The sequence below is a fragment of the Dyadobacter fermentans DSM 18053 genome (genome assembly GCF_000023125.1).
GTDB classification, from domain to species: domain Bacteria; phylum Bacteroidota; class Bacteroidia; order Cytophagales; family Spirosomataceae; genus Dyadobacter; species Dyadobacter fermentans.
The window spans coordinates 5,531,211-5,550,831 of sequence record NC_013037.1 but is presented as its reverse complement, the minus strand read 5'-3'; the positions used below and the strand labels follow the sequence as shown (position 1 = coordinate 5,550,831).

13 protein-coding genes are annotated in these 19,621 nt (G+C 47.6%); 11 read left to right on the top strand and 2 right to left on the bottom strand.

Annotated elements, in window-relative coordinates:
• The first annotated feature begins 1 nt into the window (after position 1).
• The 10 genes from DFER_RS22890 to DFER_RS22845 all read left to right on the top strand — a co-directional run bounded on the left by DFER_RS22890 (position 2) and on the right by DFER_RS22845 (position 14,399).
• Positions 2-1,204 carry a glycosyltransferase family protein gene (locus tag DFER_RS22890; protein ID WP_015814036.1) on the top strand — a complete coding sequence of 401 codons (1,203 nt, stop codon included), beginning with the start codon at positions 2-4 and terminating at the stop codon, positions 1,202-1,204.
• Positions 1,205-1,282: 78 nt separating this feature from the next.
• Positions 1,283-2,497, top strand: coding sequence for a right-handed parallel beta-helix repeat-containing protein (locus DFER_RS22885; protein ID WP_015814035.1), 1,215 nt, complete (start codon positions 1,283-1,285; stop codon positions 2,495-2,497).
• 7 nt (positions 2,498-2,504) lie between these two features.
• Positions 2,505-3,617 carry a glycosyltransferase gene (locus tag DFER_RS22880; protein WP_015814034.1) on the top strand — a complete coding sequence of 371 codons (1,113 nt, stop codon included), beginning with the start codon at positions 2,505-2,507 and terminating at the stop codon, positions 3,615-3,617.
• 471 nt (positions 3,618-4,088) lie between these two features.
• Positions 4,089-6,278 (top strand): right-handed parallel beta-helix repeat-containing protein, encoded by a 2,190-nt coding sequence (locus DFER_RS22875; protein WP_015814033.1) that lies wholly within the window; start codon positions 4,089-4,091, stop codon positions 6,276-6,278.
• A 222-nt stretch (positions 6,279-6,500) separates the two neighbouring features.
• Positions 6,501-7,628, top strand: coding sequence for a glycosyltransferase family 4 protein (locus DFER_RS22870; RefSeq protein WP_015814032.1), 1,128 nt, complete (start codon positions 6,501-6,503; stop codon positions 7,626-7,628).
• Positions 7,625-8,629, top strand: a complete 1,005-nt coding sequence (locus tag DFER_RS22865; RefSeq protein ID WP_015814031.1) for an NAD-dependent epimerase/dehydratase family protein — start codon at positions 7,625-7,627, stop codon at positions 8,627-8,629. The genes DFER_RS22870 and DFER_RS22865 overlap by 4 nt, the downstream gene beginning before the upstream one ends.
• Before the next feature lie 249 nt (positions 8,630-8,878).
• The gene (locus DFER_RS22860; RefSeq protein ID WP_015814030.1) at positions 8,879-9,880 is read left to right on the top strand and encodes a sugar transferase; all 1,002 of its coding nucleotides are present in this window, start codon (positions 8,879-8,881) and stop codon (positions 9,878-9,880) included.
• Positions 9,881-10,038: 158 nt separating this feature from the next.
• On the top strand, positions 10,039-11,325 hold the full coding sequence (locus DFER_RS22855; RefSeq protein WP_229206088.1) for a capsule assembly Wzi family protein: 1,287 nt from the start codon (positions 10,039-10,041) through the stop codon (positions 11,323-11,325).
• A gap of 48 nt (positions 11,326-11,373) precedes the next feature.
• The gene (locus DFER_RS22850; RefSeq protein WP_015814028.1) at positions 11,374-12,816 is read left to right on the top strand and encodes a capsule assembly Wzi family protein; all 1,443 of its coding nucleotides are present in this window, start codon (positions 11,374-11,376) and stop codon (positions 12,814-12,816) included.
• A gap of 104 nt (positions 12,817-12,920) precedes the next feature.
• Entirely contained in the window at positions 12,921-14,399 is a 1,479-nt protein-coding gene (locus DFER_RS22845; RefSeq protein ID WP_229206087.1) for a capsule assembly Wzi family protein, read from the top strand.
• Between the two features lie 8 nt (positions 14,400-14,407).
• Here the strand turns inward: DFER_RS22845 and DFER_RS22840 are convergent, their stop codons facing one another.
• Entirely contained in the window at positions 14,408-14,797 is a 390-nt protein-coding gene (locus DFER_RS22840) for an HIT family protein (protein WP_015814026.1), read from the bottom strand.
• A 127-nt stretch (positions 14,798-14,924) separates the two neighbouring features.
• On the opposite strand from DFER_RS22840, the gene DFER_RS22835 reads away from it, so the two are divergent.
• Positions 14,925-15,629: a 3-keto-disaccharide hydrolase gene (locus DFER_RS22835; RefSeq protein WP_015814025.1), complete on the top strand. Its 705-nt coding sequence runs from the start codon at positions 14,925-14,927 to the stop codon at positions 15,627-15,629.
• Here the strand turns inward: DFER_RS22835 and DFER_RS22830 are convergent.
• Entirely contained in the window at positions 15,624-19,610 is a 3,987-nt protein-coding gene (locus DFER_RS22830) for an AAA domain-containing protein (RefSeq protein WP_015814024.1), read from the bottom strand. The genes DFER_RS22835 and DFER_RS22830 overlap by 6 nt on opposite strands.
• Positions 19,611-19,621: the final 11 nt, after the last annotated feature.

Sequence of the window (19,621 nt, the reverse complement as noted above, 5' to 3'; positions counted from 1 at the left end):
TATGATTTATGCAATTGATGCTAATTCCCTTAACCACACACATGCCGTATTTAATGCTTCTATGCTCAAAGTGTTGACGAACGTCTATCCGGAAGATCAAATTGTGTTCTACTCGGAGAGCGATCACCAGGACCGGGTCAAAGACTTTTTAGGTGGTCAGGAGAAGGTGCGATTACAATTTTTTCCAATCAGAAAAAAGACTGTTCGAAATGATAAGATTGGGAAAATCATTAAAACAACCCGGAATACCGTATCAGACCTACTATTATTTATCAGAATATTCGCGAATGCCAATAAGTCTAAAACAGGTAAGGTCTTTGTATTTAAAGCCCACCCTGTGTCGCTTTTGATGATTAAATATCTCAAAAAGGTTTACAAGAACACGGAGATAATGCTGGTCATGCACGGCGAAATAGAATTCATATATTCTGCCGATAACTCCTGGGAACGAAAGATGGGGTCGATTTACAAAAGACTTATTGAAACTCACGCAAAAAACCTTCGTTACATTTTACTGAACAAAATTTCTAAAAAAAGGCTGGTGCAAGACGGCCATCTCTATTCTGAAGAAGTAATCGAAATTGACCATCCCTACCCTTATTCGGATAGGCCACATGCGCCACTCCATACTGCACCGTCGCCTGTTAATATCGGTCAGGTCGGCAGCTTAGCGACCCGAAAGAATGCTCATCTGGTTTATAAATTGGCCGAAATGCTTTCGAAAGAAATCGCCGACGGCTTGCTGAGATTTGTAACAATAGGCCCGATCGACAAGGACGCCCAGCCGTACAAAAATGATCTGGTGGAGGACTTTATCAGTGAAAACCCCTCAGAATACATATCGCGCGAAACATTTACCAGCGAAACTCAAAAAATCGATTATGCTGTTTTCTTCTATGAACCGCACCAATTCATTTTCAGGGCAAGCGGATCGATCATGGATGTGATTGATTTCGTCAGGCCGATTGTGGCGCTTCAACATCCTTTCTTCGATTACTTATCGAGTGAAGTGGGGAATATTGGGTTCCTTTGCAAAGACCTTGAGGAAATGGCATCGATTGTGGCCCGTATTGCTCACAGAGATCCTGCGGTGGTGGGACAGTATGATGAGCAATGCGCCAATCTGGACAAATTCAAGCGAATGCATAGTGCCGAACACATTGCTGTTGACTTTAAAAAACAAGCAAATATTGGCGTCTATTGAACAGGCTGGAACGCATTTTTTGCGCCGTCTGGTTATGGCCTTGTACCAAAAACGATATCCAACAAAACCTGATAGTATATGAAACGAGTCAATTTGTTGCGTCTGTTGGCGTTTGTAGTAGTTCTCTTCGGATTTGAATCACCGGCATTTAGCCAGACATTAATAAAAACAATCACCTATTCCGATACTGTTAAGGACTATGGTCCGATCATAACAAAGGCCCTTCAAGAGGTTGTTAAGGCAGGAAAGGGCACGGTGAAATTTAAATATGGTGTTTACCCGCTGCTAACTCCGGTTGTGATAGACACCAAAACGGGCAGTCCGCAAATCACTTTGACCGGCCTGAAAAACAGCAAGGGGAAGCTTCCCATTTTCAAGGATACAGATTCTACGCGGGCGCCACATCATTTCTTTATGTTCCGGGGTGTGGCCAACCGCCTGGGAGTGAACGTTTCTATTTCTAATATCGAGATTATTGGCAATAATGTTCCACGCTCGCCTACCCATCCTTTTTTTGGCAAAGCCGAGCTCAGTTATCAACACGCATTATCGGGCTTGAACATACTTACGATGAAAGTTGAGAATGTAACAATTCGCAACTTCTACGGGCGCGGGATCATGATCGCCAATTATTACAATCGGAAATACGATAGAAGAAACCGGGTAGAATCACCTGTTGTCCGAAATTGTAAAATTTTTAACGTATGGGCATATAGTAAGAAAGACGACTCCGGCGATGCAATTGAATTTTACTCTGCAAACAAGCCGTTGGTAGAAAACAATGTGATATTGAACAACCTGGTAGAAACCAAATACATGGGTCGTGTCGGTGTCGTTCTTGAGCACAATACCGAAAAAGGGATAGTTAGAAACAACCAGATTGGTGGCTATACCCGAAACGTCCATATTGAATGTGACTGGGGCGGGCATGTGATAGACAAGAATAAGTTTACGCAAAGTTCTGTGGCCGTTGTCTTATCCGAAGATTGTGCGCAGCCCGATAGTTTGAAGGGACAATTCAGCCCCATTGTGATCAAGAATAACACGATGATTTACAAGGATGAGGTCGCCACCTATAAAATCCCAAGGTCCACCTTTGCCTTCATTTACATATACAAGCCGAATGACATGCTTAAAGGGTTGCAGATTCTTAATAACAAGATGACCATCCAATCCAAAAATATGCCGAAGCAGGCAGTGGCTGCAAGAACAAATGCGCCCGTTGTCATGAAAAGATATATGGATTTAAAAGATCAGGCAAACGTTACCATCAAAGGAAATTCCCTCAACTAACACGACATTGAAAGTCCTTCATGTTATCAACTATCTCGGCCGAGGTGGTGCAGAAAAATTGCTGGTGAACATACTCCCCGTGTATAAAAGGCTCGGGCTTGACATCGCGGTCCTTCAACTATCCGCGCGGCAGGCCGAGCCTTCCCATGTTAAGGCATTGGTTGACCAGGGAGTAGAATGTTTTAGCCTATCGGACGCCAGTGTTTATTCTCCAAAACATGTTGTCGGTCTAACGCGCTTTTTAAAAAATAATAAGTTCGATATTATCCACGCGCATTTATTTCCATCGCTTTACTGGACTGCTCTGGCGTCAAAGTTAACTACTGGTAACCCGGTTCTGGTTTACACAGAACACAGTACGCAAAACAAGCGCGCCGGGAAGGAGTATCTTCGGCCATTGGAAAAACGGATTTATGCGCAATATGACCAGGTAGTAGCCATTTCATCAAAGGTAAAGGCTTTCCTTGACGGACGGGTTTGCCGCCCGGAGCAAGTCCGAGTTATCCACAATGGTGTCGATACCGATGCATTTCACAAAGCTGAAAAATATCCGGAATCCTTTTGGCAGGAAGAATATAATCTTCCTGCCAATGCATTCAAGGTGATGATGACCGCAAGGATACAGTATCCCAAAGATCACAAAACGGTGATTGAGGCACTCAGTTATCTACCTGCTCACTTCTATTTGTTTATTGCCGGGGACGGCCCGGACAAACAGGCTATTGAGGCATATGCTCACGAAAAGGGCATCAATAACCGCGTTTTCTTCCTGGGCTTCCGGAGCGATGTTCCCCGATTGATGAAGTCTGTTGATCTGAATATCCTATCCTCCGCATACGAGGGAATGTCGGGTGTAACGCTGGAAGGACTTGCAGCGGGAAGGCCCTTTTTAGGTTCTGATGTTCCGGGTATCAACGACGTTGTACCATCATCAGATATGGTATTTCCCGCAGGGGACGCAAAAATTCTCTCCGCGAAAATACAGCATATAGCTAAAATGGATTCATCAGAGCTCACTTCACTCATCAAGACGGGCGTTGACCATGCGTCCCGAAACAGCTTGCTTCAAATGGCAAAAAACCATATTGAGCTATATCAAGCACTACTTTCCCCGCATTAAGATCAAAACGCTGCCTGCCTTCGAATATATCCCGTAGCGGAATTTCACACTCCTTTCATGAATTGACTCGTGTCACCGCTCATCGGTGTCATGCGGCTCCCCATTGCTACGCACCGCCAACTCCAACGGTTCACGCACAAAACTAGTTTTATTTCTTTAAGTAATTATTCTACACATCTGAAACTCATCTCTATCCATGAATGGAGTTCCACAGGGCCATTCCGTAACGTTCTGAGCAACATACTGTAATCTCCCGTAATACATCAACTTCATTCCTTGCCGTACAATTACTGTCACATATCCGACCGGATACTACAACTCTCATAGTAAGATATTTGGGCATTCTACGAGCTTTTGAGAAAATTTGTAGCAAAATAATTGCTACCTTGTAACACTTTTTGTGATTTTTTTGTAGTATTGTAAAACTACTTCTACTGGTAGTATTTACAGAACTATAACGCCCGTCTAAATATGAAACGATTAGTACACTATTTGGCCATAACAACGCTCCTGCTCGCAGCCAACGCTACGCAAGCAGGAACGGCGCCCAAGATTGACCCGATTCGGTTTGAACTTAAAACTGACGCTAGCCAGGTATCTGTAAATGAAGAGTTTGAGATTACAATAACTGCGCAGTTGATGAATATTCCTGCGAATACGGTCTACGTTTTTGAAAATTCCAACTCGTTTAGATTGAAACTGATAGCCCCACAAGGCTTTCAACAAACCGGAGGAACATTTTCTGATCTGATTGGCGCTGAACTGACATCCAGTAACCGTACCGTTACCTACACCGTACGCGGGAAGTTTACCACATCGGGCCCGGAAGGTTCATTCGCGTTGCTGAGAGGACATAAAAGTGCGACAAACCAAAGCAACTTTGTCGAAGTTGATCGACTTACATTCAATGTCGACGAAGGGGAATCTGAGCCAGCTGCCCGCATCAATCTTGCAACGGCCGCTTCGTACGTCAAATACCTAACCATCGCTCAGTTGAGAGCCGGCTCGGCAGATACAACTTCGGTCGTTTTCATCACCGACAATCTCAAACAAGGTACTTTCAAACATAATCCGTCGGCAACCGGAGCGGATGATGGAGCCATGACCATAATCGCACCCGGTGGAAGGAGATATGAGCGGGTTTACGATGGTGTTGTGAACGTCAACTGGTTCGGTATCGTAGCGGACGGCGTTACAGATCAAACCGCGCTATGGCAATCCTTGTTGAACAATAGCAAATATCCAAAACTTTACTTCCCATCATCCGCCTCATCATACCGGATTCGGGCGATAAGAATCCTCTCGAACAAATCGCTGGAATTTGGCGACAACGTAGTAGTGGAAGGAATGGGCACACTAGGGATAACCGAACCGATGGTTTACATGATTGCAGTGTCAAATATCTCCATAAAAGGAAACAATGTCACATTCAAGGACCATCGTGAAAAATACACATCTGGGCAGCAACGGCATGTAATCATCATGCAAGGTGTCAAGAATGTCACGATCGAAGGGATTTCGGCAAACGACGGCGGCGGTGATGGCTTTTACATTGGTGCAACAAGCGCCATCATGTTTAGTGAAAATGTGACCCTCCTAAACGTAAAAGCCGATAATAACCGTCGGCAGGGATTGTCAATTATTTCGGGCAAGAACATCCTTGTTCAAAACGGTACATTCACCAACTCAAAGGGTGAAGGACCTTGTGCTGGTATTGATATTGAACCTAACACACCTAACCATTACCTGGAAAAAATTCGCATTATCAATCCGGTAACAAGGAACAACCAGGGAGTAGGGATCCTGATCGCCCCGGCACCGCTATCGGGAACCGATCGCGTGGTAGACATTACAATTGAAAATCATTATGATTATGGCAGTCATTACGGTTTAGGCACGGCGTCGGTCACCGCGCCTTTGGCTGGGACAGTCATCATCAAAAACCCTGTTTGGGATAATAGCAGATGGAACGCCTTTAACGCACGAAATTGGAGCTCGAGAGGACCGATTGTACAGGTTATTAATCCCATCGCAATCAATCCTAATACGACCGGAAGCACTTCGCCCAACCTCGGAGCTGCTTTCCTGATCTACAAAGCCGTCGGAGACCCGGGCGATCCAAACATTGGGAACATACACATTTTCAGTCCGACTATCCAGGATTCCCGTCCTACACAGAAGTTTACATCTTCATTCTGTTACAGAGATTTGAATGGCTCGGGAGCCAGAATATATAATTGCTCTATTACCGACCCGGTGCTCGCAGCGTCGGCTCCGCCAAACCGGCATTTGATAGTCCACAACGCGGAAGTCGCCATTTCCGACAAACTTGGCTATTTTTCTACGGACATAGGCAATTTTACCAGATTTGCAGGCTATACCTATTACGGCTACCTCTACCACAATCAGACATCCACAGCTGTAAGATTCCTTAAACTGGAAAAGGTGAACCCTAATTTTCCGGAAGTGATCGTAGAGGTACGCTCCCCTTACCAGGTCAGGATACTCCCTGCTTCGACAGACAACATTCTCCCGCTTTCACCAGTAAACTTTAAATACATCGCAAGCAACGTGGTGGGCAGCAGGATTGTACTTAGAAAAACCACAGACAACTCATGGCATGTTGTGTCAATGGTTGGGACGTGGACGGTGGAGCCGTAAGGTTGGCGAAATCATTTAAGGATGATAACGAAAGGCCGTCTCAGATTCTTGAGCGGCCTTTTCATTGCACAGGGTGATATTTCTTAACGAATTTTGCTGAAATAAGTAATGAATGGCTTATTTTCGCCTTCGAAACCAACACACTAAGGTAGAGTTCATGCAATTTCGTTTACCAGGCAACGCAGAAAAATTCTGCTTTTCCCCACTAGCCTTACCTTTAAAATGAGCAACAAGAATATACTTCTTCTTGCCCATGACGGAGAAGATTTCTACAAAGCCAGACTACCTTTTGCATATTTCCTCCGAAATCAAGGCTATAAGGTTTTCGTCATACTCCCCAAGGACAAGTATACCGACCTCATTCGTAACGAAGGGTTTGAAGTCCGCAATTCGAGTATTGAAAGAGATAACACCAATCCGATACAGCTCATCAAGGCCATATTTGAAATTCGCAATTATGCCGGCGTATGCAATGCAGGCATCGTGCATTCTTTCAAGTTTGTACCTAACCTGATGAACTTCGGGGCGAATATCCTGACGCGACGAAAAACTGTTCTCCATATTGCGGGCCTGGGGATAGCATTTGCCAATCCGGGCTTGAAGTTTAAGCTCTTGAAATGGATACAGCAAATCCTGTTTTTCTTTCAATTTCTCCGGGCCGACCTGATCATCATTCAAAATCCGGACGATTACAAGGACTTCCTGTTCAAAAAGTATTTCCGCAAAAAGATCAAGGTCGTGAAAGGCAGCGGGGTGGATATTCAAAAATTCTCCCCCAAGCCGGAATGTCAGCGCTACGAAACGGATAGGAAGGTTTTTCTGTGTACTACGCGATTGATTTGGGAAAAAGGAATACGGGAAATGGTCGAAGCGTTTGAGACATTACCGGATCACCTTAAATCGCAAGTTGAACTACGGATTATCGGAGAACCCGACACGAAGAACCCGCGGGGCGTCACACCTCAGTACATCGAACAATACAAAACAAGTACGATCATACGCTTTCTTGGCAGGCAAGACGGCATTCACGAACATCTCAGGAATGCCGACGTGTTCATTCTCCCCAGCTACTATCGTGAAGGTATCCCAAGAAGCGTGCTGGAAGCCCTAGCGAGCGGATTGCCAGTCATTACCACAGATGTCCCTGGCTGCAACCTGACCATCATCCCGGAGACAAACGGACAGTTAATCCAGCCGCGCTCTGTGGAAACGATCAGGACTGCTGTAATAGAAATGCTTGCCGACAAAGAAGCCTGGGGCGGAATGGGAAAAGCAAGTCGTGAGTTGGCAGTATCAGAATTCTCTGAGAATAAGATATTTAGTGAGATTGTAAAACTATACGCCCAATGAAAATTTTAGTGACAGGTGCCGCCGGGTTTATTGGCTTTTACCTGGTGAAAAAGTTGATCGGCGAAGGGCATGAGGTGTTCGGTATCGACAATATAAACGACTATTACGCCACTAGTCTCAAGATCGACCGCTTGAAAGAATGCGGCATTAAGCACATTGACCTCGCAGCTCCGTGGGAAAACATATATAACAGTAGTATAGGAAACTATGCATTCCAGCGGGTCGATCTGCTCAACATGGACCGGCTTCTTGAACTATTTGAAGAACATCGGTTTGATTATGTTGTCAATCTGGCAGCACAGGCAGGTATCCGGTATAGCATCGAAAACCCGAGATCCTACTTAAATTCAAATGTAGAAGGCTTCTTTAACATTCTGGAATGCTGCCGTCAGTATCCACCTCGAAAACTGGTCTTTGCCAGCAGTTCAAGCGTTTATGGACTGAATGAGGAACAACCGTTCTCCACTGAGCAGAAAGTCGATAGCCCGATTAACGTTTACGCGGCGTCCAAAAAAAGCAACGAGCTGATGGCACATGCGTATAGTCATTTGTACAAATTCACGACGGTCGGCCTGCGTTTTTTTACGGTATACGGCCCATGGGGCAGGCCCGATATGGCACCTTTCCTATTTGCGGATGCCATATTGAACGACCGGCCTATCAAAGTGTTCAACAACGGGCAAATGAAACGGGACTTTACGTATGTGGATGACATTGTGGATGGGATCGCATCGGTAATCAGTGCCGATCTCTCAGAATACTATCAAGTTTTCAACATTGGAAACGGGAAGCCGGTAGATCTCCTTTATTTCATCCAATGTCTGGAAAAATCTCTTGGGAAAGAGGCGGTTAAGGAAATGCACCCGATGGTTCCCGGTGATATTGTGTCGACATGGGCTGATACAACGCAGCTGGAAGCGTCAACTGGCTACAAGTCTCAAACGGATATAGCGCACGGTGTAGAACTCTTTGCCAGTTGGTATAAAAAATATTTCAAATAAATTAAGACTTCGGTAAGTAGAAACCTAAACAGCATCTCCTTTTAAGAACTCTAAGCCTCTCCCTCTCTTGGCTATCAGCATCTATTAAGCTGCTAATCAGTGCTACTAATAGCCCAACGTCTGGACATAATCCGCAGATGTTGCAAAACCTGGTATGGAATTATAGTTTTGATTATTCAAAGTTTATGTTTAAACTTGTGACTTTCGAGCACACTACCTGTATAATTTTTCCAACATTTGCGCACACATATGAAAAACACCTACGTCTCTAACCGGAGGTATGTTCACCGGCTTCTTAGTAAAACAGCTGTTTCTGAGGAGGTTCTAATCGTAACGAGTTATGACTATTTTTTGCAAAAACGCGATTTATCGTTACTGTTAAGAAAGTACAAAGAGATCATACTGATTCCGCATTCGGACGACGATGACTACCTGCTAAATCACACTGTAAGGCCATTACTCGACAAGTTCGAAAAGGTCCATTTGGTAACCAATCCTGTCTACGACAAGCGTAACAGGGTGATATACGAGTTGGTGGTCAGAAAGAATAAGTCAATAAGGATTACTCCCGTATACGACTTCTGCGAAAAACACCTCAAAAAAGTCTACATTCCAGACGACATTACCGAAATTAATCCGAATCTGCTCACTGTTCCTGTTTTCGGCAGAAGAGTCCGGTATCCGAAAAAGATCATAGACGTATCGATTTCGATTATTCTTTTCCTTTTTACATTTCCCCTTTGGATTCTGAGCTATTTCCGCATCAAATTCCAGTCTCCGGGCCCGGTATTTTACTACCAGGAACGCGTCGGGATGCGCAACAAGCTTTTCAATTGTATCAAATTCAGATCGATGCGCTTGGATGCGGAACAAAACGGAGCCTCATTTTCAAAGAAGAATGACTCCCGTATTTTTCCTTACGGCTCTTTCATGAGACTTACCCGCATTGACGAGCTGCCTCAGATCATCAATATTTTCAGAAGAGATTTATCACTGATCGGGCCACGCCCTGAAAGACCTGTATTTACGGAAACATTTGACGAGACTATCCCTTACTACAATTTCAGACACAACATCAAACCCGGAATTACCGGCTACGCACAGGTAATGTACTCGTATGGTGCTGGGGTTTTCGACGCACGGCACAAGCTGATGTATGATCTATATTACATCAAGAATTGGAGTTTATACTTGGAGCTCAAGATCATTCTAATGACTGCTGTCGTCATCCTAGGAAAAAAGGGAAGGTAATACTGACACCCTCTTATGTAGAACCCTGAATGAGGATTTACTTGTATGTGCTATTGTTTTGCATAGCAGGCTATTTCAGAACGTACGCTCAAGATTCAACTTTTTTCTATTCCGCCACGATGTTGGGAGCTGCTTCTACGCCCCAAACGCCCTTTTGGTTGTCAAATAATCAACACGGAACAATCCCCACTACTGGCTCTTTTCTGACAGGGAGAGCCAGTTTTCATAGGGTCTACAATGTTAATAACCCTCGCTTTTTCCAATGGTCGGGAGGTGCAGAAGTAATCGGTATCGCCGGAAAGCGTTCCACTGCATTCATGACCGATCTGTTTTTAGCCGGAAAAGCCGGTCCTGTCGAATTGAGCGTCGGCCAGCGTAAAGAGACGATAGGTTTGGGCGATAGCAGCCTGACAAGCGGCTCTTTCGCCTTGTCACAGAATTATCGCCCCTACCCCAAAATTCAGATATCTACACCCAATTTCGTAAACCTCATTCCCGGTACGGATTTCCTGGGTTTTAAATTTTCCTATTCGGACGGCATCCTGGGAGCAGGCGGCGTGCATTATGGGAATGTGTCGCGTGTCAAGGAGATTTATCTGCATCATAAATCCCTGTATCTCAGACTTGGCAGAAGACGTGGAAAGTTAAACCTATTCGCTGGTTTCAATCATCAGGCGATGTGGGGAGGAGAAGACAAGATTTTTTCCGGTGGCTTAAAAAGGTCGGAAGCCTATGAATATGTGGTTTTCGGAAAACCCTGGCAGAGAAGTCGCGTGGGCAATCATTTCGGAACAATTGATTTGGCTGCCGTTTGGAGAGGTCCCCAATGGAATGTTCTTCTGTATCGTCAAACCATTTACGAAGACGGCTCATTGAGTAACCTTTCAAGCATTGCGGATGGTCTGAGTGGACTAAGATTTAAAAGAGTACCAACAGGCTCTACCGGTCTCAGACTAAACACGATCCTGTTTGAATTCGCATACACCAAGAATCAGGGCGGTGCCGTGTTCGACTTGCAAACCGGGACGTTTGGAATGGACGATTATTTCAACCATTACGTGTATAATCAAGGGTGGTCGTACAAAGGAAGAACATTAGGCAGCCCGCTCATCGCACCACAGGATGCATTCAGGAGCGAACTACAATCGTCGCGTACGCAATTCACGCCTAATAACAGGCTCATCGCCTACCACCTCGGCACAGACCTCTCATGGAACTCGATGAACTTCTCATTGAAAGCCACGCATTCTGTTAATTCCGGCACTTATCGAAGACCATTTACTGAAACCTTGCATCAAACATCCTTCATGCTCCGGGCGGAGAGGCCCGTTTCAGCGAAGCTCAACGACCACATTACCCTCAACCTGGCAGCAGATATCGGCAAAATCTACCCCAACAACATGGCCGTGATGGTCGGATGGAGGAAATCCGGTTTTATCCGATAACTTTGATTTAATGTTGCCGACCAACGGATGTTCTATTCTATTGTTTAAATGTCGCACCCTTTCTCTAAGATTCGAAACTTCCTGATCCTAACCATTAGTTGTATCGCGTCTTTCACACACGCTCAGGATTCTACATTGTATTACAAAGCGTCGGTCTCAGCCGCCGGCGCCACCGCTCAGACCCCTCTCTGGCAGCATGCCAACCAATTCGGGAGCATTCCCCTCAACGGGAACTACGGAATTGCGAATGCGGGACTGTATAAAGTTTACAATCCCCATAATCCGCGTTTTTTCCAGTGGAGTGGCGGGATAGAAGGCGTTGCCAGCTATGGCAAATCGGCCAATGCATTCATCTCCGACGCCTACGTAGCCGCCCGACTGGGCAAATTGGAGATCCTGGCCGGGCAGAAGAAGATGATCACCGGTCTTGTGGATTCCAGCATGACATCCGGCTCCATCGCCATAGCCGGCAATGCAAGGCCGCATCCCCGCATTCAGATCAGCATTCAGGATTACCTGCCTCTCTATTTTACGGGAAATATCCTCGCATTCAAGTTTTCCTATTCCGATGGTTACCTCGGGGCTAGCAATATCAATTACGGAAGCGCTCCCCGCGTCCCATCCACCTACCTTCATCAAAAGATGCTTTACCTGCGCATTGGACGCCGCGCCGACCGCTACAAGGTTTACCTCGGCGTGAACCACCAGGCAATGTGGGGTAGCGAGGATAAGCTCAATCCGCTGTACGACCTCAAACTGTCCGACGCCTACCTCGACATGCTGATCGGCAAAACTGTCGGCCACCGGAAAATCGGAAACCACTTTGGGACGGTCGATCTCGGGGCGGAATGGCGTGGAAAAGATTGGCTTTTCTTCGCTTACCGACAAAATATTTATGAAACCGGCTCTCTGTTCAGCATCACCAATTTTGAGGATGGTCTCAACGGGATCAGCGTCAAAAGGCTAAAACCACTTCCCAAAGGGTCTAGTTATTTTGCATTCCATTCATTTCTGCTGGAAGTGGTTGGAACCCGCAACCAGATCAACAGCGCGCCGCTTTCAGGACTTGCGATATTCGAGCGGGGCAACTATTTCAACAGCTACCTTTATCAGCGCGGATGGTCGTATTATGGCTCGGGAATCGGCACGCCGCTGGCTCCGGCAGCCGGCACCACGCGTGATGATTTACCGCGGAATAATTCAGAATTCACGAATAATAATCGATTCTGGGCGTTTCATACAGGAGCAACCGCAACCTGGATGCATTTGAAACTCTCGTTCCGGGGAACCTACTCGCGTAACTCGGGATCTTTCCTGAGCCCATTCGAGCGCGTAAAGCATCAGGTATCATTATTGCTGAGTGCAGAAAAAAACGTAAATATCTTGAACGGCTGCAGTGTTTATTCCACCTTATCCTCCGATATTGGGAGGCTATATCAAAAAACCTACGGCCTGGCCGTCGGAATTCGTAAAACTGGTTTCCTGGATTGATCTGAATGCATGCATGATGCGGATGTGCAATATGATAATAGAAAAGTTATACTTACTTTTATTGGCTATTATACACATTATAAACCATGCATGAGGGCACACCTATGAGATTTCTTCTATTCATACTACTAACGGTGCCCTTCATTGGCTTTTCTCAATCCGAGACCAAAGAACCAGTCATCTATTCCGACTCCACCACCAATTATGCCGAATTTGTGGGAATGGGCAGCACCAACGGCTATACACCGTTCTGGATTCAGTCCAACCAATTTGGGATCGTGCCGAAAACCGGCCCGAATCTGAGCGCACGTGTGGGCCTGGAACATTACTGGACACTTTCAGAAAACAAAACGCGGAACGAGCTGCGCGTAGGAGCTGGCGTGGAAGCGGTGGGGAATTTTGTTCAAACCCAAAACTTCCTCCTGCCGCAGGCACACGTTACCTTGCGCTATAAGAATTGGGAGCTTTTTGTAGGCCGGAAAAAACAATGGGTAGGATTGGCGGATTCGACCATCGGTTCGGGCTCATATGCGTGGTCGGGGAATGCATTGCCTATTCCAAAAATATCCCTCGGTACCACGCGCTTTGTAGCCGTACCTTTGACCAAAGGCTGGCTATCGTTCCAGGCATTCTACTCCGACGGACTTTTTGAAAACTCAAGGCCCATTACCAGCGAACTGAAATTCCACCAGAAAGCATTCTACCTCCGCATCGGAAAGCCGCATTCGCTCCTGAAATTGTACGGCGGTTTCAACCACCAGGTGCAATGGGGCGGGAAAACGAAAATTCCTTTGGCCGGTGAAAACGGACAAATGCCTAACGGCCTTTCCAACTACTTTCACGCTGTGATAGGGGCCATCGGCGGCAGCGGTGACGACATTACGCATTTCGACAGCACGAGCCGCATCGGGAACCACCTGGGTTCGATAGACGTCGCGGCGGAAATCGAAACTTATGAAAACAGCCTCTTATTTTATAAGCAATTCGTGTACGAAGACGGCTCGCTGTTTTACATGAAAGGGATCGTCGACGGACTTTATGGTGCACGTTTGAAGCGAAAAAACTCCTACGGCGCCAATTTTGAGATCATGGAAGCCGTACTCGAATTCCTTTACACCAAAGACCAGGGCGGGGACGATTTCGTGCTCGGCGACGGTAAGAGAAGAGGTCGTGATAATTATTTCAACAACCAGCAGGTGCGTGATGGCTGGGGCTATTTCGACAGGACGATCGGCACGCCGTTCATTCCGCCTACGTCCCAAACCAAATGGAGATGGCCCAACTATGCCGATAACTTCACGAGCAACAACCGCGTGATGATGCTTCACCTGGGCTTGAAAGGTACATTATTCCGGAAAATAGAATGGCAAGGGAAGTTCTCCTTCTCCGAAAACAGCGGCGCATGGCTCGAAAAATTCGAGGGCGATCCCCGTCAATTTTCGGGCATGATCATGATGCAATCCAAACTGGACGTGCTGGGCGGACTGACCGTCAAAGGCGCCTACGCCGCCGACATAGGCGACCTTTACCGGAAAACTTACGGTTTTATGCTCGGCGTCCGGAAAGACATTTCCTTTTACTGAGCCCGGGATTACAGGTTACTTCTGATCTTTTCCGCCAACGTCGCAAGTTCTTCCTGCGACGTTTTTATTTTTTTGGTAAAATCAGCATCATCCATGCTGTTCAGCGGAAGCAGATGTACGTGCGCGTGAGGCACTTCCAGACCGATCACACTCACGCCAATGCGCAGGCACGGGACGGTTTTTTCCAACGCAGGAACAATGCTTTTGGCAAATTGGAACAAGCCTGTATAAAGCGCGTCGTCGAGGTCGAACAGATAGTCGATTTCCTTCTTGGGAATAACCAGCGTATGGCCTTCTGTTATGGGGAATGCGTCGAGAAACGCGAGAAAATCCTCTGTTTCGGCAATTTTATGGGCGGGGATCTCGCCTGCTACGATCCTTGAAAATATAGAAGCCATGTGGATAGAATGTCAGATTAATTTGCGCTACTCCCAAAAATAGGAGCCGTCAACTTTCGATCCAAATATGCCTTTGAAAACTCAAAAAGTACTTAATATTGTGGACTAAAACTTTAACAAGCGAAACATGAATTGTACAAAATGGAAGGCTTTCGGAAAAGCGTCCGTTCTCGCCCTGGCCGCGCTGGCTTTTTCAAATGACGCAGAAGCGCAAAAAGGAAAGTGGGTAACCCTCTTCGACGGCAAAAGCCTGAACGGCTGGCACAGCTGGCAGCAAGATAAAGTCCTGCCTCAATGGAAAATCGAAGACGGTGCAGTGGTACTGGCTGAAAAAGGCGGCAAAGACCTCGTAACTGATAAAGAATACGGCGATTTTGAACTCGAACTCGAATGGAAAATCTCAGAAGGAGGTAACAGCGGGATCATTTACCACGTCGTAGAAGACAAGAAATACTGCTGCCCCTACTCTACCGGCCCCGAAATCCAGGTGCTCGACGATGTGAAACACCCCGATGCGAAAGCCGGTAAAGAAGGTAACCACAAATCCGGTTCATTGTACGACATGCTCCCTCCTTCCGACTTCTCGGCCGTAAAACCTGCGGGCGAATGGAACAAGGCGAGAGTCGTGATCAAAGGCGGCAAAGGCGAAAGCTGGCTGAACGGCAAAAAAGTGGTTGAATTCCCTACACAAGGCGCTGAATGGGACAAACTCGTTGCAAACAGCAAGTTCAAAACCTGGCAGGGCTTCGGTGCTTCTTCCAAAGGCAAGATTGCATTGCAGGACCACGGCGACAAAGTTTCTTACCGCAACATCCGCATCAAGGAACTATAACAAACCGTTTTTCAGGTTTCCCGACCAATATTCGCGACTGTAAACACGCCTGAACGGCCAGTTTTTCATCCGCAACAGAAGGGGCAAATAAGCGTGAGGCTCTTTGGACGACTTGCTGTAATGGTAAAGATCGTCGTCCGTCAGAACCAAGCCCTTGTAGGCCCCTTCTTCTTTTACGGTAATGTCGCCGAAAGGCAGCTCCTTACGGAACGCTTCGTTTTGTTTCACCAACCGCTCTTTCAGCAGCCATTCCGAGCGGAATTGCCCGGTAGCAAGCGGCGCCGGCACAAACCTGCCTTCCGACACTTGCAATGCATAATCCATGTACGCCCGGAGCAGCTTCGGTCCCTCGTTCGCTGTGCTTTCGGTTTGCAGCTGTGAAGGCCACAGGCTCGTAATGAAGTAGATCTTCTCTCGCGCGCGCGTTACTGCCACATTCAGGCGGTTTTCGCCTCCCTGCATATTCAAACTGCCGAATTGCATTGAAATGCGGCCCTTCTCATCCGGCGCATAGCCCATCGAGAAAATGATCACATCGCGCTCATCGCCCTGCACGTTTTCAATATTTTTCACAAAAAGGCCCTGCGGTAATGTGGTTTCCTTTTCCAGCGCATCCTGGATGGCGGCCTGCTGGTAAAAATTGAAAGTCACCACGCCGATACTTTTGCCACTTTCGCCAAGCTGGCGCACGAGCCGCAGCACCTCCTCCACTTCCACGGCATTGGTATTGTTTTTCCAATTACCCTCCGTTTTGATGTATTCGATACCGGGTTCCCGGTCGTTCACTTTATGAAAATCAGGAAGCAGTTTGAGACTTTTCTTATAAAAGTTTCTATTCGAAAAATCGATCAGATCCAGCGACAGGCTACGATAATGGCCTGTAAGCTGGTAATGGTCGAGCGACTGCCCTGCGAGGTCAAGCAGTGATTCTATTTCAATGGCGGCGAAGTATTCCTCGTCTTCCGTTCTATCTTCGAACCGCACGCGGTAAAGATCGCTCGGCGAAAGCTGCCTGCTATCCCCGGTAACCACCCATTGCTTACCCCTGAACGCCGCGGGCAAACTGTATTCGGCATAGCATTGCGAGGCCTCATCGAAAATCACCAGGTCAAACAATCCGCTTTCCATCGGAAAAATGGCGGAAACCGCTTCGGGCGACGCCATCCAGCACGGTATGAGCGCAAAAACCTCGTCGGCATAGCTTTCAAGCAGCTTTCGGATCGGCCATATCTTGCGTTTCTTCGTCACCTGGTGCCCCAGTTCACGATACGTTACCCGGTTACCGAGCCTGTTTTTTTCGACGTCTTCATAGGTCGCTTCCCGCAGTTTGATATTCGAGATGTCGGCGCTCAGCTTTTGTTTCAGGGTAATGCTACCCTGAATTTGGCTCTCCCATTGCTGCATTTTGAGCGACGTAACGGAGCGCAATGCGGGATATTTGGTTTCAATATGCTCGATCCAGGCCAGTTTGATGCTATTTTCAAACAAATCAACGGCTTGCTGCGACTGGGAGAAGCCTAGCTCTCCGCACTTGGCAAGCGTAGCCTGCGTAGCGCCGCGCTGTGTTTCCGACATTTCTTCCCAAAGCCGGTCCATATCGGCCAGTGAATCGAAGTCATTCCGCAGCGAATCGAGCAAGATGCCGCTGTACGCCGGATCGTCCACCAGCGCAGTAATCTGCTCCGGCAACAGGTAGGACAGCATCGCTTTTTCCATTCTGTCCCACACTTGCAACCATTGCGCCAGATTTTGAATGGTGTTTGCAAAATCTGTTAGCTGGCCGCTCTTTCGGACGGTTTCATGAAAAACCACTTTCCAAATGCCCGCATCCATACGTGCAACCGCATCCGCCGCGCGTTCTGCCGAACGGAAAAAAGAGAGGTATGCCTCAGCGCGGTTGGCCGAAAAATCATCGATAAGCGCTGATTCAAAACCCACACTGGCATTCCGCAGCCAAGATTCGAGTTGGGTACGATTGCGCAAACGCGCTTCGAGCCGCATTAAGTGGTCGAGGGAAACAGTGAGGCCATTGGCCGATGCCACCCGCTCGATTTCTTTCTTCTCTTTGCTGAAAACATCCCAGAAAAACCCTGAAACCGCAGATTGCTTTGTTTCGAGCGACTTTTTGAGCATGATCCCAAAAGCACCCAGCTGATCTACCGGCAAGGACATTTCAATGCCTTCTTCATTAATGAATCCCTCCAAAGCATCCACCGCCTGCCGTACCAATGCCAGCCGTTCGTGCGGTTGAATGGGAGAATCAACATATTTTTCAACCAGCTTCCACGACGTTTCTTCTGTAAGCAGATCGGTAATGTCGGCCAGGCGCTCGCTAATCTGCTTGCGATTCGACAGGTATGCTTTGGAAAAAGGTTGCCCCGACAATGCTTCAAATACAAGGCGCTGCTTCTCCATTGCGGCCGGCCATTCTGAAAGCATATTCTCCATTGTCCGCAGCTCCGCAATCCCGAATGCCGCAAAGCTCCGGCGCGTCCGCCACGGATGGCCGGGGCGGATCAGGAAAGCATAGTCGGAATAGGTTTTCAAATGCCGCTTGAAACCGTCCCAACCATCTATCCGAAAATGACGGTAGTACGGTCGCAGGTCCGCGTGAGGAGCCTGCGCGTCGCTGGTGAGGTACAGCTCTTTGATACTCACCCCGCATTCGTTTTCATCAAACAATGCAGCCCGAAAACTGTCGAGTTCGGACACCGTTTTATCAATTGCCCGGCTTTCCTGGGTAAATTGTCGTTCGAGAAAAACCGAGTCGAGGCTGTAATTCTGCTGCCGGTACGCCTCAACCTTTTCGATTTGGGAGGCGATTTGCGCATACAATGCCGACCGGTCGTTTTTGAAGTCATGGATGAGTCCGGTAAAATCCTTCATGCCGGTCGTGGCCAGACGTTGGTAAACGACATCCAGCGCCGCCCGTTTTTGGCACACCAGCAGCACACGCTTGCCTTTGGAAGCGAAATCGGCGATCAGATTACAAATCAGCTGTGATTTTCCACTCCCCGGCGGCCCCTGCACAACCACCGACCGTCCCGATTTCACCGCCAGCATAATTTCCTCCTGCGACTCGTCGATCGCGAAAGGCGTGAGCATATCCTCCTCCCTGGTCGGCCGCACGTCACCTGCCGGCTCCTGCGGACCGCTTTCACTGGCATGATAGGCCTCGAAACCGACCAGCGGAATGTTGAAATGCGGATCATCAGCCAAATCCAGCAGCCGGTTATAATCGGGAACGAGGTATGATCCAGCTTGTGGGAATATGCCGAGAACAGCCTCGGGATAGAGTTTCAGCTCGCCATTGCGTTCATTAGCTGCAATGTCTGCGCTTTTCTCAGCGGAGAATGCAACGAGCTTATCCTCAAAAAGCTGCTGATTGAAGTTGATTTTGAAAGGCGTCGTTTTCAGCCATTCATAGAGCTGCGTCCGGAATTCGAGGAAGTCGTCCGGGAAATCCTCGAACGACTTTTCCAGCACTTCGTCCGGAATTTTGGTTTCGTTGAAATGCCCGTAGGCCAGCGCAAAGCTCTGGTTTAGCGCCACACTGCTATCGTCGCGCTCAAAGAGGCACCATTGCTCGCGGTCGAGGCGCAACGTTACCGGGAAAAACAGTAATGGCGCGTGAATGGGCGTGCCGTCCGACAGCTTGCCTTTGATAAACGGGTACCCTACATATAAGTCGCGCGAGCCCCTTTCTTCTTCGATAAACCGCTCCGTGCGCACTATTTTGCGCAAACGCCGGCTGGTTTCGTTCACTTTCTCGAACCGCGGATCGGCCATGTCGCACAAGGCAACCCGGCCTTTGCCCGAAACTACCTGTTTCAGGACGTCGACCGACGGCTTCGACAGCAGGAAATCGGTGTCGTGAAAATCCAGGAATTGTTCGGCGGACAAGGCTGTAAGTAACAGCGACTTGTTGCGGGTACTGAGGTTGGTAAGTCGTTTTAGATAGGCTTTAAGAATCCGGCTCATAGGTACTCAAA

Bases quoted from the DNA above. Each gene is read 5' to 3' on its own strand.
- DFER_RS22865 (WP_015814031.1), top strand. From the start codon at position 7,625: ATGAAAATTTTAGTGACAGGTGCCGCCGGGTTTATTGGCTTTTACCTG.
- DFER_RS22875 (WP_015814033.1), top strand. From the start codon at position 4,089: ATGAAACGATTAGTACACTATTTGGCCATAACAACGCTCCTGCTCGCA.
- DFER_RS22830 (WP_015814024.1), bottom strand. From the start codon at position 19,610: ATGAGCCGGATTCTTAAAGCCTATCTAAAACGACTTACCAACCTCAGT.
- DFER_RS22835 (WP_015814025.1), top strand. From the start codon at position 14,925: ATGAATTGTACAAAATGGAAGGCTTTCGGAAAAGCGTCCGTTCTCGCC.
- DFER_RS22870 (WP_015814032.1), top strand. From the start codon at position 6,501: ATGAGCAACAAGAATATACTTCTTCTTGCCCATGACGGAGAAGATTTC.
- DFER_RS22885 (WP_015814035.1), top strand. From the start codon at position 1,283: ATGAAACGAGTCAATTTGTTGCGTCTGTTGGCGTTTGTAGTAGTTCTC.
- DFER_RS22850 (WP_015814028.1), top strand. From the start codon at position 11,374: ATGTCGCACCCTTTCTCTAAGATTCGAAACTTCCTGATCCTAACCATT.
- DFER_RS22845 (WP_229206087.1), top strand. From the start codon at position 12,921: ATGAGATTTCTTCTATTCATACTACTAACGGTGCCCTTCATTGGCTTT.
- DFER_RS22860 (WP_015814030.1), top strand. From the start codon at position 8,879: ATGAAAAACACCTACGTCTCTAACCGGAGGTATGTTCACCGGCTTCTT.
- DFER_RS22890 (WP_015814036.1), top strand. From the start codon at position 2: ATGATTTATGCAATTGATGCTAATTCCCTTAACCACACACATGCCGTA.
- DFER_RS22840 (WP_015814026.1), bottom strand. From the start codon at position 14,797: ATGGCTTCTATATTTTCAAGGATCGTAGCAGGCGAGATCCCCGCCCAT.